We start from the raw sequence: 25,994 nt of genomic DNA, 5'->3' as shown, positions 1-25,994 counted from the left end.
AGATGCAGGCTGGAAAGGCGAAGTTGCCGACGTCGTACCTGATCGCGGGCGTACTCGCATTGGTTGCCGCAACTTGGATTTTGTCGGGCGTCATCGGCGGCTCGGAAAGTCCGGCGACCGCGCCGGCGGCCAACGAATTAGCGGCGGAGACGAAGAAACCGGCGGTCAAGGTCCGGGTCCGCCGACTCGTCGCCGAAACCCACAAACAGGAACTGGTGTTGCGCGGCCAAACCGAGGCCTCGCGTTCGGTCGAGCTCAAGGCCGAGACCAGCAGTGTCGTCGAAACCATCACCGCGAAGGAAGGCAGCCGGGTCAAAGAGGGCCAGGTCATCATCGAATTGGCGCGTGACCATCGTGATGCGCGCCTCGCCGAGGCGCGGGCGCTGGTTCGCCAGCGTGAAGTCGATTTCGCCGCCGCCTCGAAACTCGCCAAGAAGGGTTTTACCGCCGAGACTCGGCTCGCCGAAACCCGAGCCTTGCTCGATGCCGCGCGAGCGGCACTGAAGTCGATCGAGGTCGATCTCGAGGACGTCACGATCGAAGCGCCCTTCGACGGGGTCCTCGAGCGGCGCTACGTCGAGACCGGCGATTTCCTCGATGTCGGCGATCCGGTGGCCCAGGTCATGGACCTCGACCCCCTGTATGTCGTGGCACAGGTCTCGGAACGCGATATCGGCCAGGTCGAGCGTGGCGACGTCGCCACGGCACGGCTTCTCTCGGGTCAGGAGGTCGAAGGCTTTGTGACCTATGTCGGCGCCTCCGCGGATGCCGAAACCCGCACCTTCCGCGTTGAGATCGAGGTGCTGAACCAGGATCTGAAGCTGGCCGACGGGGTGTCGACGGAAGTGCGGCTCTCCATTGATCAGGTCCGCGCACATCTTGTGTCGCCAGCGGTTCTGACGCTCGACGATCTCGGCAATGTCGGCATCAAGACGGTGAACGGCGATAATATTGTCGAATTTCATATCGTCGAAATCGCTTCCGACCAGACGGACGGTATCTGGCTGGCGGGACTTCCCGATACGATCGACCTGATTACCGTCGGTCAGGAATTCGTCAAGCCGGACCAAGTCGTCGAACCGGTCTACGTCCCGGCCGCAGCCGCGCAATGAATGCAATCATCGACGCCGCGCTGAGCCGATCGCGGACGGTTCTCGCCGGTCTGTTTCTGATTCTCGTATCGGGAACCGTGGCCTATATCGAGATTCCCAAGGAATCCGATCCCGATATCAACATTCCGATCATCTACGTCTCGGCGACGCTGACCGGCATCTCGCCGGAGGACTCCGAGCGTCTTCTAATCCGGCCGCTGGAACAGGAACTTCGCACCGTGGAAGGCGTCAAGGAGATGCGCTCCAACGCCTATCAGGGTGGCGCCAACGTGATCCTCGAATTCGAGGCCGGGTTCGACGTCGATGCCGCGCTCGACGACGTCCGCGAAAAAGTCGACGACGCGGAACCGGACCTCCCCGAGGAGGCCGAGGAACCGACCGTCAACGAAGTCAATTTCAGCCTGTTCCCGATCATTCTCGTGACCCTCTCCGGCGAAGTGCCCGAGCGAACCTTGCGCCGCCTCGCAAGAGAGCTTCAGGACCGCCTGGAGACGATCTCGAGCGTGCTCGAGGCGACCATTCCCGGCGATCGCGAGGAGCAAGTCGAGATCATCATCGATCCGCTGCTGGTCGAAAGCTACGGCCTGTCGGAAGGGGAAATTACCGGTGCGGTGGATCGCAGCAACCGGCTCATTGCGGCCGGCAACCTCGATACCGGCCACGGGCGCTTTGCGATCAAGGTGCCGGGCCTGTTCGAGGACGTCCGGCAAATATTGGACATGCCGATCAAGGTCAACGGCGATGCGGCCGTCACGCTTCAGGATATCGCCACCGCGCGGCGCGGTTACGAGGACGCCGAGGGCTATTCACGCCTCAACGGGCAGAATGCGGTGACGCTCGCGGTCTCCAAGCGGACCGGCGAAAACATCATTGAAACCATCGAGTTGGTTCGTGCCGCGGTCGAGGATGAGCGCGGGAACTGGCCCGATGTCATCGATATCAGCTATTCCCAGGACCGCTCGACGCAGATCCGCGACATGCTGCGCGACCTCCAGAACAATGTCATCAGCGCGGTGCTGCTGGTGATGATCGTGGTCGTCGCCGCGCTCGGCCTGCGCACCGCAACCCTCGTCGGCATCGCCGTACCGGGCTCGTTTCTGGCCGCTATCCTGCTGCTTTCGGTGATGGGTTTGACCATTAACATCGTCGTCCTTTTCAGCCTCATCCTTGCTGTCGGTATGCTGGTCGACGGTGCGATCGTCGTCACCGAATACGCCGACCGCAAGATGACCGAGGGCGTCGATCGGCGCGAGGCTTACGGGTTGGCGGCCAAACGTATGGCATGGCCGATCACGGCGTCGACCGCCACCACTTTGGCCGCTTTCCTGCCACTCCTGTTCTGGCCGGGCGTGGTCGGCGAGTTCATGAAATTCTTGCCGATCACGCTGATCGCGACGCTGTCGGCCTCCCTCTTGATGGCGTTGATTTTCGTGCCGACGCTGGGATCGATCATGGGCCGGCCCGGCGGCGCCGTTGACGAAGACACGATGAAGGCGTTGGCGGCCGATGGCGACGCCGACCTTGCCAAGGTACGGGGATTGACGGGGCGATATCTGCGGTTGCTCGACCGTGCCCTGGATCACCCCGGCAAGATTCTGATCGCGGCCGCGCTTGTCCTGATCGGCGTGCAATGGGCCTATGCGAAATTTGGCCACGGCATCGAATTTTTCCCCAACGTCGAACCGGAGCGGGCGGCTTTGCAAATCCATGCGCGCGGCAATCTGTCGATCGACGAGCAAGACGGATTGGTGCGCGAAGTCGAGGTCGTCGTCCTGAACCTCAACCGCGAGCATGGCGAGATCGAAACGATCTACGCGACGACCGGACAAAGCGAAGGCCCGTCGGAGGATGCCGAGGACATTATCGGAGTTATCCAGTTACAATTCGTTCCCTGGGATCAGCGCCGGCCGGCCGTCCAGATCCTCGATGAGATACTTTCGGAAACCGCCGGTATCGCGGGAATTTCCGTCGAAACCCGGGAGGAAGAAGCGGGCCCCCCGGTGGGCAAGGCGATCCAGATCGAGGTCAGCGGACGCGACACGGAATTGCTCGACGACACCGTCGGCCTCATCCGCGCACGACTCGATGAGATGTCCGGCCTGACCAACATCGAGGACAGCCGCCCGATACCCGGAATCGAGTGGGAGATCGCCGTCGACCGGTCGCAGGCGGCAAAATTCGGCGCCGACGTCACGACAATCGGCGACTCGATCAAGTTGGTCACCAACGGTTTCGAAATCAGTACCTATCGGCCCGACGACAGCCGCGATGAGATCGATATCGTGGTGCGCTATCCCGAAGCGTACCGGACCATGGACCAGCTCGACCAGATCCGCGTCGCCACCGAATCCGGTTTGGTGCCGATCAGCAATTTCGTAACGCGGACCGCCCAACCGAAGGTCGGCACAATCAATCGCATCGACGGCCACCGCGTGCTGACGGTCAAATCGGATGTGCGCGAAGGCGTTCTCGCGGACACCAAGCTCAAGGAAATCCAGGCTTGGCTCGAAACCGTCGACATCGACCCCCGGGTCGACATCGCGTTCAAGGGCGAAGACGAAGAGCAGAAAGAAGCGCAGGACTTCCTCCTGAAAGCCTTCGGCATCGCCCTGTTTATCATGGCGATAATTCTGGTGACCCAATTCAATTCGTTCTACAGCGCGTTCCTCATCCTGACCGCGGTCGTCATGTCGACCATCGGCGTGATGATTGGGCTGATGGTTATCGGCGAGCCGTTCGGCATCGTCATGTCTGGGGTCGGGGTTATTGCGCTGGCCGGGATCGTGGTCAACAACAACATCGTCCTGATCGATACTTTCGACCGCCTCAAACACGGAACCTCGTCCGCCCGTCAGGCGATCTTGCGCACCGGCGCACAGCGCCTCAGGCCGGTTCTCCTGACCACGGTAACGACCGTCCTCGGGTTGATGCCGATGGTGTTGCGGATGAACGTGGACTTCGCTACCCGAGAGGTCGCGATCGGCGCCCCGTCGACCCAATGGTGGACCCAACTCTCGACCGCCATTGTGTTCGGCCTAAGCTTCGCCACCGTGCTGACGTTGATCGTGACCCCGTCCGCGCTGATGCTCCGCACCAATGTCGCGGAATGGCGGCAAGACCGGCGTCGGCGCAGGATCGGCCGCGACCGCCCCGCGACGAGCTAAGCGGCCACCAGGCGTACGGCTTTAGAATCCGACCGCAGATGAATTGAGTGGAATCTGCTGACTGCGGTTCCTTCCATGCGCCCAGATAGCGAGGCGGACGCAAGATAGGGCTCGGGACCGCCCATGCCGAGTGAGACTATTTAGGCCCGCCCGTCGCAAGTGATATGACCTACGAAGAATGGGCGCCAGCGCCGCCGCACATACCCGACCCAGTCGGCGCGGGGTCGACCGCCGACGGCGGCCGAGCGAAATGCAGTGAACACCCTGTACAATATGGCGCCATCGACGGCCAATTGCGGATGTTGCGGCGGGTATTTCCACCTTACGCAATAGCGCAGCGGAATTTATACCGGCGGCGCGTCGATAATACTGGCATCCCCTCAACCGTCACCTGGCGGTGGGTGCGCGTCGAGCCACGATGCCACCGCCGAGCCTTGAACCACCGTCGCGAGCATCCGTCTCGTCATCCGCGGGCTTACAAGAGCGTGATGGAACGTATTCGGTTTGCGTCAGATTCCAGGCAATCAAATTACTGCCAAATGCTAGAGTATTTTTCTATGTCTTTTTCCAATTTTTCTTTTGCTTTTTGAAGTTTGCCCTGGGTTTTTTCTAAATTCTTTTCCGCTTTTCTTATCTCTTTTTCATTTCCACTCGCTTTCACTGCGGTTAGATTAGCTTCGGCTGCTTCAACCTCGTCTTGATAGAACCAAACAGCACGCCCTCGTTCCGCGATTTTTTCTTCCTGTTGATCCCTCAAATCGCCGTCATCACAATACTGATTCACGGCTGACAACGCCTATTGCAGGCCGGCATCCCGATATTGATTGCCATATTGTTGTGCGTACTCTCTTTGCACCTCGAGAATACACATTCTTCTTTCACAGCCGGTCAAATCCATACATCGATCCATCGACGCAATACTAGGGCCGGAGAAAAAAAGTGCCGCCGATGCGATAGGTATCAATTTCCCCAAATTCATTCTGGCCTCCCTTTGGTGTTATCCGAAGGACACCGTGCTCGTTGCGTCACACCAAGACTATTCAGTCCAAGTTACCATAAGTGGTACCATTGATCCACGGGGTTTCCAGTCTTGACCCGAAAAAAATAGAGTGATTTCAATTTGATGCGACCCCATCGCGGTTTGATTAGCGATGCAGGATCACAACTCTTTGGACCTCAATTACTCGCCGATAGGTGTCGCCGAGCGGAATGACGTCATCCAGACGACCAGAGGGTCGGCGCGTCTGCCTCGATCGCGCCGCACCTGACCACGGTAACGACCGTCCTCGGGTTGATGCCGATGGCGTTGCGGATGAACGTGGATTTCGTCACCCGAGAGATCGCGGTCGGCGCCCCGTCGACCCAGTGGTGGACCCAACTTTCGACCGCCCCGCGACGAGCTAAGCGGGCACCGGATTAGGAGCCCTGGAACTCCATTCGCTCTAGATCTTCGGACCACGTCGGTCGTGAACGTCGCTTTCGTCACCGACACTGATGAAGGCGCCGTCTTCTTCCTCGTCGTCGATCATTTGGCTCGCCGCCCGCAACCGCCGGTACATGCGATAACTGAACGGAATGCTGACGATATAGGCGAGCCCGACCGCGGTCAGGGTCAGCCACGGAGCGCTGGCGAAAAACCCGGCCAGCAGCCCCACCGCAAGGAGGATCGGCAGCACGAAGTGGCGCGGAATCCGGTCGTGCTTGAGCGAAAACGTCGGCAACTGGCTGACCATCAAGGCGGCGACCGCGACCAGCACGATTCCGGTGATGATCGGCGAACGGAACACCTCGGACTGAAAGCCGAACGACATGATCATCGGCCAAATCGCCAAGCCCGCCCCGGCCGGCGCCGGTGCCCCGGTGAAAAAGCGATTGGCCCAAACCGGCCGGTCCGGCTTTTCGAGACGGGTATTGAAGCGCGCCAGGCGCAAAGCACAACAGACCGCGAATAGCATGACCGCGGCCCAGCCCACGCTGCCTGCCTCATGCAGGCTCCAAAAGAAGACCAGGACGGCCGGCGCGACGCCGAAGCAGACGATATCGGAAAGCGAATCGAGCTCGGCGCCGAACTTGCTGGTCTGGCCGAGCATCCGTGCGATACGGCCATCGAGGCCGTCGAATATTCCCGCCACCACGATGGCGATGACCGCGGCCTCCCACCGTTCCTGCAATCCGAAGCGAATGGCGGTCAATCCCGCGCACAGCGCCAGGATGGTCAGGACGTTGGGGATCATCCGGTTGATCGGCAGGTCGCGAAGACGCGGACGGCGCTGCATCACTCGTTTCTTTTCGTCGATCGTCACCGGCCCTCCTCAATCCACCGCGTCAGGAAAGATACGCCACGACCGTCTCGCCACCGATCATTCGCTGACCTTTCGAGACCACCGGCGTGACCCCCGGAGGAAGATAGAGGTCGACCCGGCTGCCGAAGCGGATGATCCCATAGCGGTCTCCGGCGCGGACATATTGCCCATCGCTAAGATCGCATTTTATCCGCCGCGCAACCAGTCCGGCAATTTGGACAAACGCCAACTCTCGGTCGTCGGGGAGGCGCAGCGACACGGCCATGCGCTCGTTTTCCTCGCTCGCCTTGTCTAGTGAGGCATTCAGGAACTTGCCGGCATGATAGGCGGTCTTGATGACCTGTCCGTCGGCCGGAACACGGTTTACATGAACGTCGAAGACATTGAGAAAGACGCTGACGCGCGGCATCGGATCGGACCCGAGCTCGAGATCGGCCGGCGGGGCCGCCATAGCAACAGCCTGAACCACACCGTCGCCCGGCGACAGGACGACTTTTTCCAAGGGCGGCGGCACGCGATCCGGATCGCGAAAGAAATAGACGCACCACGCCGTTGCGATCGCCCCGAGCCAGCCCAGCGGACCGTAAATGATGGCCAATACGACGGAAGCCAGCACAAACAATCCGATGAACGGCCAGCCCTCGCGATGGACGGGAACGAACACCGTCTTTAGCATGTCGGCGATCACACGGGACCGCGAATCGTCGTCTTGTGAGGACACGAACGTCAGATACAAAGTTGTGGGAATTTCGGTCTAGCGCGATTCGGCCAAACCTGAAAGCACTTTACTCGGTCGCGCTCGGCTCGGCTGCGATGACGTTTACGACCGGCGGCACCGCCATCAGGTAGGCGGCAATGGCCTTGAGGTCGTCATCGGTAAGCTTGCTGGTATCGTCGCGAACGACCCTGCTCATGACCGATCCGACGACATCGCCATCGGGCAGGATGCCGGTCCGAAGCATGAAAGTAATGTCGACCGTGCTCCAGTCGCCAATCCCCGTCTCCGGATCGGGCGTGATGTTCGGCACCCGCTCGCCTTCGGGACCATCGCGATTTCCGGCGAGATATTTGTCGCTCTCGAAACCGCCGAGAAATCCCCGTGGGGTATGGCATTCGCTGCAATGGGCGAGGGCCTGGACGAGATAGGCGCCGCGATTCCAAGCCTCGCTTTGCCCGGGGTCGGGAACGAAGGCTCCGGGGTCGAAATAGAGCCAGCGCCAAAACGTCAGCAGGAACCGCCACGAAAACGGAAAATCGAGTTCGTGGGGTCGATCCGGCACGTCGGCCGCCGGGACGGTCTGGATATAGGCCCACAGGTCGATCGCGTCCTGCGGCGCCATTTTGGTATAGGACGTGTAGGGAAACGCAGGGTAGTAGTTGCTGCCATCGGGCGAAACGCCTGCGGTGACCGCGGTGACGAAATCGGCCTCAGACCACGCTCCTATCCCGTGGTTCGGATCGGGGGTGATGTTCGGCGGATAGAATGTGCCGAAAGGCGTGATCAGAGGCGCCCCGCCGGCGAGCAACCCGCCGCCGCCCTTCTCATCGGTATGGCAGGCCTTGCATCCGGCGGCCTGGAATATATAGGCGCCGCGCTCGGCGGAACCGGCAGCGAAAGCCGGCCCCGCAAATGCGAACGCGGCAAGGGCGAGGAGGGCGACGACAACCGATCGCCGCCCCGTCATGCTCATCGATCTCGCAGGCGAGTAAACCGCATCGATCCCCGGACGCGGGCTAGTCCTTCTTCACGCGATAGGTGTCGTGACACGCGCCACAGGCTTTGCCGGTTACCCCTACGGCGGCCCCGATCGCGGCCATATCACCGCCCTGGGCCGCTGCGACCAATTTTTCGGCGGCATCGCGCAAACCATTGGCCTTGCCCTCGAACCCGGACCAGTCGGTCCAGATATCCGGCTTGGCGGTCGTCTCCGCGGCGGTATTGCCGGGATTCTCCTGAAACACGGACGTAATAAGCGTCGACATCACGACGATACTCGCCGCACGGTCCTCGATCGGCGCCGCCCCCGCGCTGACCTCACCTTTTACGACCATCGCGATCGATCCCATATGGGCGCCGATCGATTTCATCAGGAGCTGGCGATACTTGATCACATTTGCGGGGTCATCGGCGGCACCGGCGGGGAATACCATTCCAAGACCGAGGCCGATCGCAAGAATACCAATTACGCCATAGGACGCCGTCTTTTTCTGCATCGAAGAATCTCCATCCACTCGTTCGAAATCAACGCACGAAGCCTTCCCGTCATACACCGGCGAATTTCGCACTTCGCAGGCGACAGGCCAGTCACGGACAAATACTATGCGGATTCACAAGAAACATGCATGAACCTATTGTGAGCGAGATGAAATGAACGGCATTTCTTCGATCTGTGTCTATTGTGGTTCCTCCGACGGTCATAGCCAGGAGTTGCGCGATCAAGTGGCGGATTTCGGCCGAATTCTCGCCGAAAACGAGATTCGCCTGGTCTATGGCGGCGGCAAGGTGGGGCTGATGGGGATCGTCGCCGATGCCGTACTCGCGACGGGCGGGGCCGTGACCGGTATCATCCCCTATTTCCTTGACGATCGCGAACGCGGCCACAAGGGGGTCACCGAGTTGATCAAGACCGACAATATGCACGCGCGGAAACACGTCATGTTCGAACGGAGCGACGCATTCGTCGCCCTTCCCGGCGGTATCGGCACTCTCGACGAGATGTTCGAGGTCATCAGCTGGCACCAGCTGGGGCTCCACGACAAACCGATCGTGTTCGCCAACCTCGACGGCTATTGGCAACCGCTGCAGGATATGATCGCATCCATCGTCGGCGCCGGATTCGCGAGTCAACCGCGCGGCGTGCTCTACGAATTCGCCGACACTGTCGACACAATTCTGCCGACCATCGCCCGTCATCGCGAGAGTGCCGTGCGCGCACGAGCCGACCGTCTGTAGAGTTCCATTCCGTCCTTGCGCTCGGCCACACGGGTGCTATTTTCGCGGCGCAATTCCCGCCGTCGCAAATTACCGCCACCAGGAGAATCGATGAGCAAGATTCAGGTCAAGAACCCCATCGTCGAACTCGATGGCGACGAGATGACGCGCATCATCTGGCAGTTCATCAAGGACAAACTTGTCCTGCCTTACCTCGATGTCGATTTGATCTATTTCGATCTCGGCATCCAAAGCCGCGACGCCAGCGACGATCAGATCACCGTCGATTCGGCCAACGCGATCAAGCAGCATGGCGTCGGCGTCAAATGTGCGACGATCACGCCCGACGAAGCGCGGGTGGCCGAATTCGGGCTCAAGGAGATGTGGCGATCGCCCAACGGCACCATCCGCAACATCCTCGGCGGCACCGTTTTCCGCGAGCCGATCATCTGCCGCAACGTGCCGCGCCTGGTTCCGGGCTGGACCGAACCGATCGTCATCGGCCGCCACGCGTTCGGCGATCAATACCGGGCCACCGACTTCGTCGTACCGAGTACCGGCAAGCTGACCATCACCTTCCACCCCGACGACGGCGGCGCGCCGATCGAACGCGAAGTCTTCGATTTCCCCGGCGGCGGTGTCGCCATGGCGATGTACAATCTCGACGATTCGATCCGCGGTTTCGCACGATCGTGCCTGAATTACGGTCTCAACCGCGGCTGGCCGGTCTATCTCTCGACCAAGAACACGATCCTCAAGGCCTATGACGGCCGCTTCAAGGATTTGTTCCAGGAGGTCTTCGACACGGAATTCGCCGACCGATATCGCGAAAAAGGCGTCACCTACGAGCACCGCCTGATCGACGACATGGTCGCGGCCGCCCTGAAATGGAACGGTGGTTTCATCTGGGCGTGCAAGAACTATGACGGCGACGTGCAATCGGACACCGTCGCCCAGGGTTTCGGCTCGCTGGGCCTGATGACCTCGGTGTTGATGGCGCCCGACGGCAAGACGGTCGAGGCCGAGGCGGCGCACGGTACGGTGACCCGGCACTTCCGCGAACATGAGAAGGGTCGCGAAACGTCGACCAACCCGATCGCGTCGATCTTCGCCTGGACGCGCGGCCTCAAATACCGCGGCCAATTCGACGACACGCCGGATGTGACCGGCTTCGCCGAAACCCTTGAGCGGGTCTGCGTCGAAACCGTCGAATCCGGGTTCATGACCAAGGACCTGGCATTGTTGGTCGGCCCCGACCAAGGTTGGCTGACGACGCAACAATTCCTCGACAAACTCGACGACAACCTCAAGCAGGCCATGGCCTAGAACGCTTCGTGGAGACTTACAGATGAAAATTCTCAGCCGCCTCATCGGCGCACTACTATTGGTGACGATTATGACTTCGACGGATTCCGCGCAAGCGCTCGATCCCGAAAATACGCTCTATCTCGATCTTGAAAACGGTCGCGTGGTAATCGAATTGCGGCCCGATCTGGCGCCCGGTCACGTGGCCCGCATCAAGGAGCTGGTCCGCCAGGGCTTCTATGACGGCATCGTGTTCCACCGCGTAATGCCGGGATTCATGGCGCAGACTGGCGACCCCACCGGAACCGGAACCGGCGGTTCGGGACAGAACCTCAATGCCGAGTTCTCGCTGGAGCCCCACGTCCGCGGAACCGTTTCGATGGCCCGCGCGTCGAGCCCGGACAGCGCCGACAGCCAGTTCTTCATCGTCTATGCCGATGCCAATTTCCTCGACGGCAAATACACCGTGTGGGGCAACGTCGTCGAAGGGATGGAGGCGGTCGACCTTATCAAGGCCGGCGAGCAATCGAACAACGGCATCGTCGAGGGCGAACGCGACAAGATCATCCGCGCCCGGATCGCCGCCGACGTCGACTAGGGATCGATGGCGGGGCCACGGTGGACGCGGCGCCCGGAAGGTTCGAACTGGGGCGACTTCGGTGCCGACGATCAATACGGCCGGCTCAATTTGCTGACCCCCGAACGCGTTCGCAATGCGGCGCGGGAGGTTCGCACCGGCCTCGCCTTCTGCCTCAGCCTGCCGCTCGATTTCCCCGGCGGCAACGTCCTCAACCCGCGCCGCCACCCGCCGCGCTTGGCGCCGACACTGCTTGGTGACGACGCCTACATCAATTTCCCGATGGCGCGGCTCGACCCCGAAAATACCGATGTCGTCAGCGACGATCAAGTCCTGCTGTGGTGCCAGTATTCGACCCAATGGGATTCGCTGGCCCATGTCGGGGCGTGGTTCGACGCCGATGGCGATGGCGTCGCGGAGAAAGTCTATTACAACGGATTTCGCGCCGGCAGCGACGTCCACGGGCCGATCGACTATGACGGCGAAGGCAGCGTCGAAGAGGGTGCCACCGGTGCCCGCGCGCTGGCCGTCGACCGCCTTGCGGTCAAGCCGGTCCAGGGTCGGGGGGTCCTTGTCGACCTCGCCGCCCATTTCGGCCGCGCGCGCAAATTGGTCGATCTCGAGACCCTCGAAAAGGTGATGGCGGCGGACGGTGTCGAGATCGAAACCGGCGACATTCTCGTGCTTCGGACCGGATTTGCCGAGGTGCTATTGGAGATGAATCGCCAACCCGATATTGCCGTTCTCAACGAGTCGTGCGCGGTCCTCGACGGTCGTGACGAGGGGCTCTTGCGATGGATCACCGACCGCGGCATCGCTGCCATCTGCGCCGACAATTATGCGGTGGAGGCCTACCCGGCCCGCGTCGCGAAGGGTCCGCGCCCTGCCCTGCCCCTCCACCATCACTGCCTGTTCAAGCTCGGTTTGCCGCTGGCGGAGCTTTGGTTTCTAGCCGAGCTCGCGGCTTGGCTGCGCGAAAACGGCCGCCACAGTTTTCTGCTGACCGCGCCACCCCTGCGGCTGCCGGGCGCATTCGGCTCGCCGGTGACGCCGGTGGCGACGGTGTAGCGTCTCGTGATCGGTGTAAGGGCGCGGTGAAATTAGCAGGAATTCGCAAGCGACCGAGTCGGATCGTCGGGTCGCGTCTCGGCAAAATAGGACTTGAGATCCGAGACGAAGGCGTCGGCAAGGCGCGTTCCCGGCCAGTGGCTGGGCCGGATCAACGAGATGTCGAAGCCGATGCGGGGCCGGAACGGACGAACGACGAGTCCGCCGCCGGCATGTTCCGACACCGTCACCGGGTCGAGCAGGCAGATGCCAATCCCTTGCGCGACGAGCGCACAGGCCGCCGTCGTGGTGAAGGTGTCCACTCGCCGCCGCGGGCGCACCTGTGATCGCTCGAGCGTGGCTTCGACAGAAAGCCGCCAGCGATCGAAATTGGTCAGCGTAATAAGATCCTGACCGTTGAAATCATCGGGACCGACCTCCGCCTTTGCCGCGAGAGGGTGGCCGGGCGGGGCGACACATAGCAGTTCCAGATCCATCAACGGCTCGCTGACGATTCCGGCCATCTCGCCGGGGAGCATGGCGAGGCCGACATCGACCTGTCGCGCCGCCACCCATTCGGCGATCCTTGCCGAACTCCGCACCGGCAGCGAGACAGAGACCTCGGGGCGGCCATCGAGAAAGTGGCGCAACATGCCGGGAAGCCAGGAATTCGACAGCAGCGGCAGGGTGCCGACGACGACGTGACCGCGGCGCGATTCCCGCAGATCGTCGGAAAACCGATTGAGGCCGTCAAGACCGACATAGACCCGCTCGACCTGATCGAACAAGGCGTGCGCCTCGGGCAACGGTTCGATTCGGCTGCCGGCGCGCCGGAACAAGGCAAACCCGAGCTCGTCTTCGAGACGGCGCAGATGCTTGCTGACAGCGGGTTGAGAGACGGAGAGACGGCGCGCCGCTTCGGTCACCGAACCGGCCTCCATCACGGCGCGAAAAATCTCGACTTGGCGAATATTCACCGCGGCCTCCGGTCAGTTGACGCGCCCGGCATCGGGTTAGGGTCGACGGCCATGGATCACCATCATAACCAAACTGAATACTCTTAACAAATAAATGTATTCGAGGTTATATCGCGGGCGCGGTAACGTCGATCAACCGAACGCTGTGATCCGCATATCGCAGTTCGCCCAATCGGATCGAGGTCCGCCGCCATGCTCGACACGGTCGAATCAATCCTACCGTTTCCCGAAGCGAGCTATGACGCACCTCTGGCTGTCGTCCAAGAGGCGCTGGCGGCCGACGGGCTGGCTGGCGCGCTCCTGTTCGACCCCGAGAACATTTTTTGGCTGACCGGATTTCAGACGATTGGCTATTTCACACTGCAATGCCTGTGGGTGCCGCGCGCCGGCGCGCCGGTCCTGATCTCGCGAATGGTCAACCAGCGGCTGGCCGAAGCGACGCCGACGATCGGCTCCTTCGCGGGGATCAGCGACACCGCCGAACCGGTCGCTATCATCGCCGATGTCTTGACCGCCGCGACCGACGACAAAGCTATCATTGGGCTCGAGACCGCGGCTTGGTATCTAACCGTGGACACCTATCTAGCGTTGCAGGACCGTGTTGGAAGAGCGTTCCGGCCCTGGAACGGCACCATCGAGGAACAACGCAAACGCAAATCCGTCGATCAGCTCGACCGCATCCGGCAGGCGGCGCGGGCCGCCGAAGCGGGGATGGCGGCGGCGTTGACCGCGATTTCGCCGGGCCGCACCGAGAACGATATCGCGGCCGCCATGCATCAGGCCACAATCGCCGCCGGCAGCGAGTATCTCGGCCACCCGCCCTTGGTCGTCGCCGGCGAGCGCAGCGCGCTGTGCTTTGCCATGTGGCGACGGCGGCCGCTCAAGCGCGGCGATATCGTTCTGCTTGAGAACGCCGGCTGCGTCGACCGCTACCATGCCATGCTGTCACGGACCGCGGTCATCGGCCCGCCGACCGCCGAACAGAAGCGCGCCGCCGACACCTCGATCGGCATGCTTGACGCCGCCATCGACGCGATCCGGCCTGGCGTGACCTCGGACACGGTCGACGCCGCCTGCCATCGCGTCGCCGAAGCGGCCGGGCTGGCGCGCTATTCTTTCAACCGCACCGCCTATGCCATTGGCATCGGGTTTCCGCCGAACTGGGCCGAGGGCCGGTTCCTGTCGTTGCGCGCCGGCGACGCTACGGTGCTCGAGCCGGGCATGGTCTTTCACATCGTCGGCGGCGCCCTATTCCTCGAGGATTACGGCGTTCTTTTCTCCGACAGCATACTGGTCACCGAAGACGGCTGCGAGCCGATCACCACTCATCCGCGAAAGTTGGTCGTGATCGACGATTGAACGTCGACCGCGGCATCGACACCTAAGGGAGGTCAAAATGACTATTCGAACAGCACGACACGCCGTCACCATTGCCATGTTGGCAGGCTCAATCGGTTATTTCGGTACTGCCGGATCGGCCCAATCGGCCGAAAAATGGGATATGCCGGCGGCCTACTCCGCGAAGAACTTCATCTCGCAGAGCTATATCGCCTTCGCCGAGGAGGTCACCAAGAACTCGAACGGTGAGCTCGAGATCGTCGTCCATCCCGCCGGCTCGCTCTACAAAGGCGCCGAGATCTTGCGCGCGGTGCGCTCCGGCCAGGTTCCGATCGGCGCCCGGTATATCGGCGCCCACGCCACCGAGGACCCGGTCTTCGGCGTCGATACGGTGCCCTTCCTGGCGACCAATATGGACGAGGCCTGGGACCTCTATCAGGCGTCCAAGCCGGCGCTTGACGCGGCACTCGCGGATCGCGGGCTGAAGCTTATCTACGCTGCGGCCTGGCCCCCGCAGGGCCTGTTCGCGAACAAAGAGATCACCGGTGCCGCCGATATGGAAGGGGTCAAATTCCGCGCCTATGACGCGAATACCGTGCGGCTGGCCGAGTTGATGGGGGCAGTCCCCACCAAGACCGAGGCCACGGAAATCTCGCAGGCGTTTTCGACCGGGGTCGCCGAAAGCATGATCGCTTCGGGTGCGATCGGCGTGTTCCAGAAGATCTGGGACTATGTCGACAACTTCTACACGGTCAATGCTTGGATTCCGAAAAGCGTCGTCATCGTCAATCAAGATTCCTGGGATTCGCTCAGCGACGAGACGAAGCAAGTCGTGATGGCGGCGGCGGCAAAGGCGGAGGCCGATGTCTGGAATGCGGTCGACTCGGTCAACGACGGTTACAAGAAGACGCTGGCCGAAAATGGAATGAACGTCGCCGAGCCGAACGAACAGTTGATGTCCGACCTTATCGCCATCGGTCAGACGATGACCAAGGAATGGAGTGCGGAGGCCGGTGATTCGGGTGCCGAGATCATCGAATCCTATCGCGCGATGTAGGACGCCGAGGAGAGCCCGGGGCCGGTTCGCGCGGCGCGTCCGGCCCCGATTTCCGTCGCCATCCAGCGGAACGAGTTCACGCCAATGTTCACCCGCCTCGATCGTTGCCTCAATTGGCTCTACCACGCCTGCGGGCTGATTGCGGCTGCGTTCATTTCCGTCATCGTCCTGCTGGTGCTGATCAATATCGGCAGCCGCGTGGTCGGCACCTTCGTCCCCGGCATGACCGAAATGGCGGGCTACGCGATGGCCGCGGCCGGTGCGTTCGGCCTCGCCTATACCTTCGGCGAACGCGGTCATATCCGAGTCACCATGGTGATCGATGTTTTGCGCGGCCGGGGCCGCTTCTACGTCGAGTTGTGGTCACTCGGTATTGCCACGATCCTCGCCGTCTACCTCGCCGTGTTCTTCGTCCGCATGGTTTACGTCTCGTGGCTTTTCGATGACCGCAGCGACGGTTCGGATGAACTCCTGATCTGGATTCCGCAGGTCCCGACCGCAATCGGCTTCGTCGTCTTCGCCATCTGCCTTGTCCACGCGACCGTCAAGGCGGTGGCCGCCGGCAAGGTCGACGACGGCGGACCGGCGACAACGGGACACTAAGGGCATGGACGAGACCTATCTCGCCATTCTGTTCATTTGCGTTCTGCTCGCCCTACTCGGCAGCGGCGTCTTTATCGGTATCAGCCTGCTCGGCGTCGGTGTGTTCGCGATGGCGGCGTTTACGGGGCGGCCGATCGGCGACGCGATGGCGACGACGATCTGGTCGCACACATCGTTGTGGGGACTCTCGTCCCTGCCGCTGTTCATTTGGATGGGCGAGATCCTATTCCGGACCCGGCTATCGGAGAGCCTGTTCAGCGGCTTGGCACCGTTGATGCGCCGCCTGCCCGGCGGCCTCCTCCACGTCAACGTGGCCGGATGCTCCGTTTTCGCCGCAATCTCGGGCTCGTCGGCCGCGACCCTGATAACGGTCGGCAAGATCACCGTTCCCGAACTGCGCAAGCGCAACTATCCGGAATCGATCTCGCTCGGTACCCTGGCCGGGGCGGGAACTCTCGGGCTGCTGATACCACCCTCAATCACGATGATCGTCTATGGCGTCACGGTACAGGAATCGATCGGCCGGCTCTTTATCGCCGGGATATTGCCGGGCCTCATGCTCGCCGTCCTGTTCTCGGGCTACATTGCCTGTTGGGGCCTGTTCTCGGCCGAAGGACGCACCCACCGGGAAGCGGTCGCGCCGTGGTCCGAAAAACTGGCCGGACTGATCGAACTCACGCCAGTCGTCGCGTTGATCGCGGCCGTCATCGGCTCGATCTATTTCGGCATCGCCTCGCCGACCGAGGCCGCGACCCTCGGCGTCGTCGGGTCGCTCGTTCTGTCGGCGATTCAGGGCTCGTTAACCCGCGAATCACTCCGCGCCTCGCTACTCGGAGCGGTCCGCACGACCTCGATGATCATGCTGCTGCTTGCCGGATCGGCCTTCCTCACCCTGGCGATGGGCTTTACCGGTCTGCCGCGGGCGCTGGCCGAATGGATCGGCGCGATGGAACTCTCGCCGTGGATGTTGATCGCCGCCTTGACGATCTTCTATATCATCCTTGGCTGCTTCCTCGACGGCATCTCATCTATCGTGTTGACGATGGCGCTGATCGAGCCGCTGATTCGCGCCGCCGGGTTCGACATGATCTGGTTCGGCATCTTCGTCGTCATGGTTGGCGAGATGGCGATGATCACGCCGCCGATCGGCTTCAACCTGTTCCTCGTCCAGGGCATGACCGACCGCCATATCGGCTTCGTCGCCCGCGCCGCGCTGCCGATGTTTCTGTTGATGATCGTTGCGATCGTGATCCTGACCGTTTTTCCGGAGATCGCGCTGTGGCTGCCCGAGATCATGTCGCGGCGTCAATAGTGAGGGCGCCATGACCGAGCCCGCGAACCCCTACTGGGCGCCGACATTCGACGACGGCCCGCATGGCCGTGGTCAGATCGGATTCATTTGCGTCGCCAATGCCGATCTCACGGAGGCCGACATGTTCCGCATGCGGCCGCCCGGGGTCGGCGTTCATTTCGCCCGTATCGCGATGCCGCGCGACTGCACGGTAGTCGGGTTGGCGGCCATGGAAGATGGCCTCGACACCGCAGTCGCGACGCTGATGCCGGCGCGAAGCGACCTCGACGTGATTTGCTACAATTGCACCTCGGGCAGCTTCGTCATCGGCGAGGACAAGATTATCGATACCATCGCGGCGGCGCGGCCCGAGGTCGCGGCGACGACCCTGTTGACCGGCGTCGTCGTCGCGCTGAATGCGGTCGGCGCCCGCCGGATCGCGATCGGCACCGCCTATACCGACGACATCAATGCCCTCGAGCACACCTATTTTGCCGAGCACGGCTTCGACGTCGTACGGCTTCGCGGCATGGGCTTGATGACGGACATGGAGATGAACCGCGTCTCGACCGCAAGCCTGGCCGAGTTCACCCTGGCGCTCGACGGCCGCGACGTCGATGCCGTTTTCATCAGTTGCGGCGCTCTGCGCGCCGTCGAAATCGTGGATCAAGTCGAGGCGGCAACCGGCAAACCCGTCATCACCAGCAATCAGGCGAGCCTGTGGCATTGCCTGCGCCTCGCCGGCATCGACGACCGGATCGACGGATACGGGTGCCTGTTTTGCCATTAGCAATCCGGTCGCATCCGGAGCGCCGGACTGTTTCTTGCAGACTACGTGAGCCTTGATTCGATTTTGGCTTCGGCGGAATCCGGAAACGGTCTACCGCGTCAGTTCGCGCATCGCCCGGTCGAGCCCGTCGAGCGTCAGCCCATACATGCGGTCACCCACGAGCTGCGAGATCATCTCGATCGACGGTGTATAGGACCAGTGCTTCTCGGGTACCGGGTTGAGCCATACCGCCGCCGCGTAGACGTCGAGAATGCGCTCCAGCCACACCGATCCCGCCTCCTCGTTCCAGTGCTCGACGCTGCCGCCGGGAAACGCGATCTCGTAGGGGCTCATCGACGCATCGCCGACGAAGATGAGCTTGTAGTCCGCGGGGTAGGTATGGAGCACGTCCCAGGTCGGGATCTGTTCGCCACGGCGGCGCCGGTTGTCCCGCCACACGCCCTCGTAAAGGCAGTTGTGGAAGTAATAGTATTCGAGATGTTTGAATTCGCTGCGGGCGGCCGAGAACAGCTCCTCGCAGGTACGGACATAGGGGTACATCGAGCCGCCGACATCGAGAAACAGCAGCACTTTCACCGCGTTATGGCGTTCCGGCACCATCTTGAGGTCGAGCAGCCCGCCGCGGTGGGCGGTCGAGCGTATGGTGTCCTCGAGGTCGAGCTCGGTCGCCGCCCCCTCGCGGGCGAAGCGGCGCAGACGGCGCAAGGCGACCTTGATGTTGCGGGTGCCGATCTCGACGCTGTCGTCGAGGTTCTTGAATTCGCGCTTGTCCCACACCTTGACCGCGCGATTGTGCCGGTTCTTGTCCTGGCCGATGCGGACGCCTTCGGGGTTGTAGCCGTAGGCGCCGAACGGTGAGGTACCGGCGGTGCCGATCCACTTGCTTCCGCCCTCGTGGCGGCCCTGCTGCTCGGCCAAACGCTCGCGCAGGGTTTCCATCAGCTTGTCCCAACCGCCCAGGGCCTCGATCTCGGCCTTCTCCTCTTCGGTCAAGACCCGCTCGCCGAGAGCGCGCAGCCAGTCTCCGGGGACTTCGGCGGTGACGCCGTCCTCGGGCAGCTCGAGCCCCTTGAAGACATGGCCGAAGACGCGGTCGAACTTGTCCAGGTTGCGTTCGTCCTTCACCAGGCAGGAGCGGCTGAGATAGTAGAAGTCGTCGACCCGGTAGGCCGCGATGTTGTGCTCCATCGCCGCCATCAGGGTGAGATATTCGCGCAGCGACGCCGGCACGCCGGCCTGGCGCAGGGAAAGAAAAAAATCGATGAACACCGCGCGCGCCCGCGAACGCGCTAGTGCCCGCTCTGCTCGCGACGGGCGAGGAAGGCGAGGCGCTCGAACAGCTGCACATCCTGCTCGTTCTTGAGCAGGGCGCCGTGGAGCGGCGGGATCAGCTTCTTGGGATCGCGCGCGCGCAGAATCTCGGGAGCGATATCCTCGGCCATCAGGAGCTTGATCCAATCGAGCAGTTCGGAGGTCGACGGCTTTTTCTTCAGACCCGGCACTTCGCGCACTTCGTAGAAGATATTCAGCGCGTCGCGCACCAGGCTGCGATGAATGTCCGGGTAATGGACGTCGACGATGCGTTCCATGGTTTCGCGCTCGGGAAACCGAATGTAGTGGAAGAAACAGCGGCGCAGGAATGCGTCGGGCAGCTCCTTCTCGTTGTTCGATGTGATAATGACGATCGGCCGCTGGCGGGCGACGATTCGGCTCCGCGTCTCGTAGACATAGAACTCCATGCGGTCGAGTTCGAGCAGCAGGTCGTTGGGGAACTCGATATCGGCCTTGTCGACCTCGTCGATCAGGAGAATCGGCCGCTCTTCCGCCTCGAAGGCGTCCCACAGCTTGCCGCGGACGATATAGTTGGCGATGTCGTGAACCGATTCCAGGCCGAGCTGCGAATCGCGAAGCCGCGATACCGCGTCATACTCGTAGAGGCCGTGCTGCGCCTTGGTCGTCGACTTGATGTGCCACTCGATCAGGTCGCGGCCCAGCGCCTTGGCAACCTCCTGGGCGAGGATGGTCTTACCGGTGCCCGGCTCGCCCTTGATCAGGAGCGGCCGCTCGAGCGTCACCGCCGCGTTGACCGCGACCATCAAATCCTCGGTCGCGACGTAGGTATCCGTGCCTTCGAATCGTGCCGTCATGTTTCCGCCGCTATGGTTTCGATGTCAGCCGATAGACATAGTTTATGTCGCCACGCTTGTCAGGGCAGTTCGAAAAAAAGTATGCGGCCATTGGCGATCAGCTGCTTCGCGTCGGCCGGCTGGGCCATGCCGGAAACAACGACGCCCTTCGCGCCGGTCACCACCACCCCGAGGCCGCGGTCGTCGCGGTTGCCGCCGGTGGTGGTGGCGGCGAGCGGCTTGCCGTCGGCATCGAGGACCAGCGTCCAGAGATCAAAATTATCGGTGCCCGCGATCTGGGTGGTGCCGGTGGCTGCGATCCGGCCGTCGTCGAACAGGTCGAGTGCCATGATGCGGTCGGTGGCGGTTCCGCCCAGGGCGCGGTCCCATACCAGATTTCCGCCGCCGTCGACGCGCAAGAGCCAGGCATCGGCACCGCCGCTGCCACTCGACAAGGTTTCGCCGCCAACTACCATGCCGTTATCCGGCGTCGCCGCGACGGCATTGGCGGAATCGTGAGCCGCGCCGCCGAAGACCTTCTCCCAGCGCCGCTCACCGCCGGGCCCGAGCCGCGCCAGCCACAAATCGGGTGCGTTGCCGCCAACCCTGACCAGGCCGGCCAGGGCAACGTCGCCATCCGCGAGCAGAGACGCGTCGGTGACGATTTCGGCATCGAAGGTGGCCTCCCACCGGCGGTCGCCGGCGGCGTCGACGCGGAATGCCCAACCGACCGGCCGCGATTCGCCTTCGAGCGAGGTAAAACCGGTAACCACCGCGCCGCCGTCGCCGAGGGCCGCGATTGCGAACGCCTCGTCGTTGCCGGGGCCGCCGAAGGCCTTGGCCCAGACCGTCCGGCCGTTCGGGTCGAGGCGGGCGACGAAGGCGAGCGAGCTTTGCGTCGCGTCCGGCCAATAGGTCCCGGCCACCAGCACGTCGCCGCCCGGCAGCGGCGACACCGCGCGCAGGCGCGAGCGGAAATGTTCGAGGAACACCAACTCCCAGGCGATCGTACGGTCGGGCGCGACCCGCACCGCCCACGCCTTCAGCGTGTCCCGGCCCTCGAGAAAGGTCGAGCCGACGGCGACCACAGCGCCGTCCGGCAGCACCGCCACGTCGGCCAGCTGATCGTAAGCCGAGCCGCCGGCGGAGAGGTCGTCGACAACCCGCAATTCGGCGGCAGCGGCGCCTGGTACCGCACCGAGCCAAGCGAGGCCGAGGACCGCCGCGAAGAGGCGACGGCCAACGTTCCCACCACAGACGTGCATCAAGGTGGATTTCACGCGCGGGCGTCAGGCGACATCTTTGGCCCGCAACGCCACCGCCTCTTCGATCGCCACCAGCGCCGCATCGGCCTTGTCTCCGTCGGGCCCGCCGGCCTGCGCCATATCCGGACGGCCGCCGCCGCCCTTGCCGCCGAGCGCGGCGCAACCGACACGAACCAGGGCGACCGCATCGAAGCGATCGGTCAGGTCCTCGGTCACACCGACCACCAGCGACGCCTTGCCGTCGGCAACGCCGGCCAGGGCTACCACCGCCGAGCCGAGCCGCTTCTTGATCTCGTCGACCATGCCCTTGAGTTCCTTGGCCGGCACTTCGCTCACCCGGCGGGCGGTGAACTTGACGCCATCGATATCCTTGGCCTCGCCGCCCGACGCGGTGCCGGCGCCGCCGGCCGCCATCGCCTTGCGCGCCTCGGTCAGTTCGCGCTCGAGCCGGCGCCGCTCGTCGAGCAGGCCGAGGACCCGGTCGGGCACGTCGCCGGGGCTGGCCTTGAGCGCCGCAGCAGTCCGTTCGAGCACCTCTTCCTCGGCCTCGACATGGGCCTCGGCGGCCCGCCCGGTCAACGCTTCGATGCGGCGCACGCCGGCCGCCACCGCGCCTTCGCCGATGATCTTGAAGAGCCCGATTTCGCCGGTCCGCGCGACATGGGTGCCGCCACAGAGCTCGGTCGAGAATTCCCGGCCGTCGTCGGCGCCGCCCATCGACACCACGCGCACTTCGTCACCGTATTTTTCGCCGAACAGTGCCAAGGCCCCGGCCGCGATCGCCTCGTCGGGCGTCATCAGCCGGGTCGCCACCGATGCGTTGCGGCGGATGCGGTCGTTGACCTCGGCCTCGATGGCGCGGAGCTCGGCACGCTCGACGGCGCGCGGCTGGCTGAAATCGAAGCGCAGCCGGTCTGGCGCGACCAGCGAGCCCTTCTGGATGACGTGGTCGCCGAGGCGGCGGCGCAATGCCTCATGGAGCAAGTGGGTCACCGAATGGTTGGCGCGCAACGCCCGGCGCCGGTCGCGGTCGATGCGCATTTCGACGACGTCGCCGACCGCGATCGCGCCGTGGTCGACGACGCCGATATGGACATGGAGGTCGCCGAGCTTCTTCAGCGTGTCGCGGACCGCGATGTCGAGACCGCCGCCGTTGAACATGACACCGGTATCGCCGACCTGGCCGCCCGATTCGCCATAGAACGGGGTCTGGTTGACGACGATTGCGACCTCGGTACCGGTCTCCGCGTGATCGACTTCCCGGCCGGCGACGACAATCCCCTGCACGCGGCCCTCGGCGGTGTCCGATGCATAGCCGAGGAACTCGGTGGCGCCGACCCGCTCGCGCAGGTCGTACCAGATGTGATCGGTCGTCGCGTCGCCGGAGCCGGCCCATGCCTTGCGGGCTTCCGCCCGCTGGCGCTCCATGGCGACGTTGAAGCCGTCGACGTCGACGGTCCGTCCCTGACCGCGCAGCACATCCTGGGTGAGATCGAAAGGGAAGCCGTAGGTATCGTAGAGCTTGAACGCGACCTCGCCGGCCAGCGTGCCGCCGGCGCCGAGCCTGTCGGTCTCCTCGGCCAGCAGGCGAAGGCCGCGGCCCAGGGTATCCTTGAACCGGCTCTCTTCGAGGTCGAGGGTTTCGGTGACCAGCGCCTCGGCGCGCAGCAACTCCGGATAGGCGTGGCCCATCTCGTCGATCAGGGTCGGCACCAGGCGGTGGAGATGGGTTTCGCGGCAGCCGAGCAGATGGGCGTGGCGCATGCCGCGGCGCATGATCCGGCGCAACACGTAGCCGCGGCCCTCGTTCGACGGCAGCACGCCGTCGGCCATCAGGAACGCGCTCGCCCGCAGGTGGTCGGCGATGACCCGGTGCGAGACCGCGTGCTCGCCGTCGGCGGCGGTCTTCGACAGCTCGGCCGAGGCCTCGATCAAGCGGCGCATGAGCTCGATGTCGTAATTGTCGTGCTTGCCCTGGAGCACGGCGGTGATGCGCTCGAGCCCCATGCCGGTGTCGATCGACGGCCGCGGCAGGTCTATGCGCTCATCGGCGGAGACCTGCTCGAACTGCATGAACACAAGGTTCCAGATCTCGATGAAGCGGTCGCCGTCTTCGTCCGGGCTGCCCGGCGGACCGCCGGCAAGGCCTTCGCCGTGGTCGTAGAAGATCTCGGAACACGGGCCGCAGGGGCCGGTATCGCCCATCGACCAAAAGTTATCGCTGGTCGCGATGCGCAGGATGCGGTCCTCGGGCAGGCCGGCGATCTTGCGCCATAGCTCGAAGGCGTCGTCATCTTCGGCATAGACCGTGGCCAGCAGCCGCTCGGCGGGCAGGCCGAACTCCTTGGTGACCAGGTTCCAGGCCAGCTCGATGGCGCGGTCCTTGAAGTAATCGCCGAAGGAGAAATTTCCGAGCATCTCGAAAAAGGTGTGGTGGCGGGCGGTATAGCCGACATTCTCGAGATCGTTGTGCTTGCCGCCGGCGCGGAGGCATTTCTGCGCCGTCACGGCGCGGCTGTAGTCGCGCTTCTCGGCCCCGGTAAAGACGTTCTTGAACTGGACCATGCCGGCGCTGGTGAACAGCAGCGACGGATCGTTGTGCGGCACCAGCGGGCCCGACGCCTCGATGCGGTGATCGTGGCGCTCGAAATAGTCGAGGAACGCCTTGCGTATGTCGTTTGCCGTCGCCATGACGCTTATCTAGTCCTCCGCACCCGAATCCCAAGCCGGGACGCGCGAAAGGCGGCCCCGCGGCTGCTTTTACCGTGGCCTCGGCGGCCTGTCCAGGAAGCGCAACTGCCCCGGCGGGGGCCAAAAGAGAGGGCGCGGGCCGAATTTCCGGCGCGCGCCCCTGAGGTCGCTTGGGGAAGGGAGGAGGGGTGGGTCTATTCGGCCTCGGCCAACGGGTCGTCCTCGGCACTGGCCTCGCCGACCGCGTCGACCATCAACGCCTCGGCGACGAGGCCGGCGTTCTGACGGATACGGGCCTCGATCTCGGCCGCGATATCGGCGTTCTCCTTGAGGAAGGCCTTGGCGTTCTCGCGGCCCTGGCCGATGCGCTGGTCGCTGTAGGAAAACCACGAGCCGGCCTTTTCGACGATCCCGGCGGCGACGCCGAGATCGAGAAGCTCGCCGGTCTTGGAGATGCCTTCGCCGTACATGATGTCGAATTCGACGGTGCGGAAAGGCGGCGCCAGCTTGTTCTTGACCACCTTGACCTTGGTCTGGTTGCCGGTGATTTCCTCGCGGTCCTTGATCGCGCCGATGCGGCGGATGTCGAGGCGGACCGAGGAATAGAATTTGAGGGCGTTACCGCCGGTGGTGGTTTCGGGGCTGCCGAACATGACGCCGATCTTCATGCGGATCTGGTTGATGAAGACGACCATGCATTGGGAGCGCGAGATCGATCCGGTCAACTTGCGCAGCGCCTGGCTCATCAGCCGCGCCTGCAGGCCGACATGGGTGTCGCCCATCTCGCCCTCGAGCTCGGCGCGCGGGACCAGGGCGGCGACGCTGTCGACGACGAGGACGTCGATGGCGCCGGAGCGGACCAGGGTGTCGGCGATCTCGAGCGCCTGCTCGCCGGCGTCGGGCTGGGAGATCAGCAGTTCGTCGACGTCGACGCCGAGCTTGCGGGCGTAGGCCGGGTCGAGGGCGTGCTCGGCATCGATGAAGGCACAGGTGCCGCCGCCGCGCTGGGCCTCGGCGATGACATGAAGCGCCAGCGTCGTCTTGCCCGAGCTTTCGGGCCCGTAGATTTCGACCACCCGGCCGCGGGGCAGGCCGCCGATGCCAAGCGCGATGTCGAGCCCGAGCGAGCCGGTCGACACGACCTCGGCGTCGACCGCGGTTTCGCTCTGGCCGAGGCGCATGATCGAGCCCTTGCCGAAGGCGCGTTCGATCTGGCCGAGCGCGGCGTCGAGTGCCTTGGATTTATCCATCGAACCTTTTTCTACCAAACGAAGAACGGTTTCCGCCATCGGGGATCCCCCTTATTCCATACGGGTTCTGAATCTGCAATCGGCGCAATGTACACGTTTTGTTCTGTTCTGTAAATGTTCTTTTTAAGGGGGATGGTATACTTGACAAATACAGACCAACACATAC

The 25,994-nt window shown here is 63.2% G+C and carries 22 protein-coding genes; 11 read left to right on the top strand and 11 right to left on the bottom strand.

What is annotated here, in order from left to right:
• Positions 1–2: 2 nt before the first annotated feature.
• A complete protein-coding gene (locus GY791_16435) occupies positions 3–1,112 on the top strand; it encodes an efflux RND transporter periplasmic adaptor subunit (GenBank protein ID MCP4330016.1) in 1,110 nt (369 codons plus the stop codon).
• A complete protein-coding gene (locus GY791_16430) occupies positions 1,109–4,276 on the top strand; it encodes an efflux RND transporter permease subunit (protein ID MCP4330015.1) in 3,168 nt (1,055 codons plus the stop codon). The genes GY791_16435 and GY791_16430 overlap by 4 nt, the downstream gene beginning before the upstream one ends.
• Before the next feature lie 529 nt (positions 4,277–4,805).
• Here the strand turns inward: GY791_16430 and GY791_16425 are convergent.
• From GY791_16425 to GY791_16405, 5 genes are all read right to left on the bottom strand, one after another.
• Complete coding sequence (locus tag GY791_16425) at positions 4,806–5,060, bottom strand: DUF1090 domain-containing protein (protein ID MCP4330014.1); 255 nt, start codon at positions 5,058–5,060, stop codon at positions 4,806–4,808.
• Between the two features lie 658 nt (positions 5,061–5,718).
• Complete coding sequence (pssA, locus tag GY791_16420) at positions 5,719–6,552, bottom strand: CDP-diacylglycerol--serine O-phosphatidyltransferase (protein MCP4330013.1); 834 nt, start codon at positions 6,550–6,552, stop codon at positions 5,719–5,721.
• Positions 6,553–6,601: 49 nt separating this feature from the next.
• Entirely contained in the window at positions 6,602–7,267 is a 666-nt protein-coding gene (locus GY791_16415; GenBank protein ID MCP4330012.1) for a phosphatidylserine decarboxylase, read from the bottom strand.
• A 97-nt stretch (positions 7,268–7,364) separates the two neighbouring features.
• A complete protein-coding gene (locus GY791_16410) occupies positions 7,365–8,270 on the bottom strand; it encodes a c-type cytochrome (protein MCP4330011.1) in 906 nt (301 codons plus the stop codon).
• Between the two features lie 43 nt (positions 8,271–8,313).
• The gene (locus tag GY791_16405; protein ID MCP4330010.1) at positions 8,314–8,793 is read right to left on the bottom strand and encodes a cytochrome c; all 480 of its coding nucleotides are present in this window, start codon (positions 8,791–8,793) and stop codon (positions 8,314–8,316) included.
• Between the two features lie 154 nt (positions 8,794–8,947).
• On the opposite strand from GY791_16405, the gene GY791_16400 reads away from it, so the two are divergent.
• The 4 genes from GY791_16400 to GY791_16385 all read left to right on the top strand — a co-directional run bounded on the left by GY791_16400 (position 8,948) and on the right by GY791_16385 (position 12,461).
• Complete coding sequence (locus GY791_16400; protein MCP4330009.1) at positions 8,948–9,532, top strand: TIGR00730 family Rossman fold protein; 585 nt, start codon at positions 8,948–8,950, stop codon at positions 9,530–9,532.
• 90 nt (positions 9,533–9,622) lie between these two features.
• Positions 9,623–10,837, top strand: coding sequence for an NADP-dependent isocitrate dehydrogenase (locus tag GY791_16395; GenBank protein MCP4330008.1), 1,215 nt, complete (start codon positions 9,623–9,625; stop codon positions 10,835–10,837).
• Between the two features lie 22 nt (positions 10,838–10,859).
• Positions 10,860–11,414, top strand: a complete 555-nt coding sequence (locus GY791_16390; GenBank protein ID MCP4330007.1) for a peptidylprolyl isomerase — start codon at positions 10,860–10,862, stop codon at positions 11,412–11,414.
• Positions 11,415–11,420: 6 nt separating this feature from the next.
• Positions 11,421–12,461, top strand: a complete 1,041-nt coding sequence (locus GY791_16385; protein MCP4330006.1) for a cyclase family protein — start codon at positions 11,421–11,423, stop codon at positions 12,459–12,461.
• A gap of 32 nt (positions 12,462–12,493) precedes the next feature.
• Here the strand turns inward: GY791_16385 and GY791_16380 are convergent, their stop codons facing one another.
• Complete coding sequence (locus GY791_16380) at positions 12,494–13,417, bottom strand: LysR family transcriptional regulator (protein ID MCP4330005.1); 924 nt, start codon at positions 13,415–13,417, stop codon at positions 12,494–12,496.
• Between the two features lie 192 nt (positions 13,418–13,609).
• Between GY791_16380 and GY791_16375 the strand changes: the two genes are divergently transcribed.
• The 5 genes from GY791_16375 (at position 13,610) to GY791_16355 (ending at position 18,496) form a co-directional block, all read left to right on the top strand.
• A complete protein-coding gene (locus tag GY791_16375) occupies positions 13,610–14,776 on the top strand; it encodes an aminopeptidase P family protein (GenBank protein MCP4330004.1) in 1,167 nt (388 codons plus the stop codon).
• Between the two features lie 37 nt (positions 14,777–14,813).
• The gene (locus GY791_16370) at positions 14,814–15,812 is read left to right on the top strand and encodes a TRAP transporter substrate-binding protein (GenBank protein ID MCP4330003.1); all 999 of its coding nucleotides are present in this window, start codon (positions 14,814–14,816) and stop codon (positions 15,810–15,812) included.
• Positions 15,813–15,896: 84 nt separating this feature from the next.
• Positions 15,897–16,415, top strand: coding sequence for a TRAP transporter small permease subunit (locus tag GY791_16365; GenBank protein MCP4330002.1), 519 nt, complete (start codon positions 15,897–15,899; stop codon positions 16,413–16,415).
• Between the two features lie 4 nt (positions 16,416–16,419).
• The gene (locus GY791_16360; protein ID MCP4330001.1) at positions 16,420–17,727 is read left to right on the top strand and encodes a TRAP transporter large permease subunit; all 1,308 of its coding nucleotides are present in this window, start codon (positions 16,420–16,422) and stop codon (positions 17,725–17,727) included.
• Between the two features lie 10 nt (positions 17,728–17,737).
• Positions 17,738–18,496: an arylmalonate decarboxylase gene (locus tag GY791_16355; GenBank protein ID MCP4330000.1), complete on the top strand. Its 759-nt coding sequence runs from the start codon at positions 17,738–17,740 to the stop codon at positions 18,494–18,496.
• Positions 18,497–18,586: 90 nt separating this feature from the next.
• Here GY791_16355 and GY791_16350 read toward each other — a convergent pair whose 3' ends face one another.
• The 5 genes from GY791_16350 to recA form a co-directional block, all read right to left on the bottom strand.
• Positions 18,587–19,765, bottom strand: coding sequence for a VWA domain-containing protein (locus GY791_16350; protein MCP4329999.1), 1,179 nt, complete (start codon positions 19,763–19,765; stop codon positions 18,587–18,589).
• Positions 19,766–19,785: 20 nt separating this feature from the next.
• Positions 19,786–20,643 (bottom strand): MoxR family ATPase, encoded by an 858-nt coding sequence (locus tag GY791_16345; protein MCP4329998.1) that lies wholly within the window; start codon positions 20,641–20,643, stop codon positions 19,786–19,788.
• 59 nt (positions 20,644–20,702) lie between these two features.
• Positions 20,703–21,902 carry a hypothetical protein gene (locus GY791_16340; GenBank protein ID MCP4329997.1) on the bottom strand — a complete coding sequence of 400 codons (1,200 nt, stop codon included), beginning with the start codon at positions 21,900–21,902 and terminating at the stop codon, positions 20,703–20,705.
• Between the two features lie 9 nt (positions 21,903–21,911).
• Positions 21,912–24,578: an alanine--tRNA ligase gene (gene alaS / locus GY791_16335; protein MCP4329996.1), complete on the bottom strand. Its 2,667-nt coding sequence runs from the start codon at positions 24,576–24,578 to the stop codon at positions 21,912–21,914.
• 194 nt (positions 24,579–24,772) lie between these two features.
• Positions 24,773–25,867, bottom strand: coding sequence for a recombinase RecA (gene recA, locus GY791_16330; protein MCP4329995.1), 1,095 nt, complete (start codon positions 25,865–25,867; stop codon positions 24,773–24,775).
• Positions 25,868–25,994 lie beyond the last annotated feature (127 nt).

Source organism: Alphaproteobacteria bacterium (assembly GCA_024244705.1).
GTDB lineage: Bacteria > Pseudomonadota > Alphaproteobacteria > JAAEOK01 > JAAEOK01 > JAAEOK01.
This window is presented reverse-complemented; position numbering and strand designations above follow the sequence as displayed.

Coding starts and splice junctions, on each gene's coding strand:
- GY791_16360 (MCP4330001.1), top strand. CDS start 16,420: ATGGACGAGACCTATCTCGCCATTCTGTTCATTTGCGTTCTGCTCGCC.
- GY791_16375 (MCP4330004.1), top strand. CDS start 13,610: ATGCTCGACACGGTCGAATCAATCCTACCGTTTCCCGAAGCGAGCTAT.
- GY791_16430 (MCP4330015.1), top strand. CDS start 1,109: ATGAATGCAATCATCGACGCCGCGCTGAGCCGATCGCGGACGGTTCTC.
- GY791_16405 (MCP4330010.1), bottom strand. CDS start 8,793: ATGCAGAAAAAGACGGCGTCCTATGGCGTAATTGGTATTCTTGCGATC.
- GY791_16395 (MCP4330008.1), top strand. CDS start 9,623: ATGAGCAAGATTCAGGTCAAGAACCCCATCGTCGAACTCGATGGCGAC.
- GY791_16390 (MCP4330007.1), top strand. CDS start 10,860: ATGAAAATTCTCAGCCGCCTCATCGGCGCACTACTATTGGTGACGATT.
- GY791_16355 (MCP4330000.1), top strand. CDS start 17,738: ATGACCGAGCCCGCGAACCCCTACTGGGCGCCGACATTCGACGACGGC.
- GY791_16435 (MCP4330016.1), top strand. CDS start 3: ATGCAGGCTGGAAAGGCGAAGTTGCCGACGTCGTACCTGATCGCGGGC.
- GY791_16365 (MCP4330002.1), top strand. CDS start 15,897: ATGTTCACCCGCCTCGATCGTTGCCTCAATTGGCTCTACCACGCCTGC.
- recA (MCP4329995.1), bottom strand. CDS start 25,867: ATGGCGGAAACCGTTCTTCGTTTGGTAGAAAAAGGTTCGATGGATAAA.
- pssA (MCP4330013.1), bottom strand. CDS start 6,552: ATGCAGCGCCGTCCGCGTCTTCGCGACCTGCCGATCAACCGGATGATC.
- GY791_16385 (MCP4330006.1), top strand. CDS start 11,421: ATGGCGGGGCCACGGTGGACGCGGCGCCCGGAAGGTTCGAACTGGGGC.
- GY791_16345 (MCP4329998.1), bottom strand. CDS start 20,643: ATGACGGCACGATTCGAAGGCACGGATACCTACGTCGCGACCGAGGAT.
- GY791_16370 (MCP4330003.1), top strand. CDS start 14,814: ATGACTATTCGAACAGCACGACACGCCGTCACCATTGCCATGTTGGCA.
- alaS (MCP4329996.1), bottom strand. CDS start 24,578: ATGGCGACGGCAAACGACATACGCAAGGCGTTCCTCGACTATTTCGAG.
- GY791_16400 (MCP4330009.1), top strand. CDS start 8,948: ATGAACGGCATTTCTTCGATCTGTGTCTATTGTGGTTCCTCCGACGGT.
- GY791_16410 (MCP4330011.1), bottom strand. CDS start 8,270: ATGAGCATGACGGGGCGGCGATCGGTTGTCGTCGCCCTCCTCGCCCTT.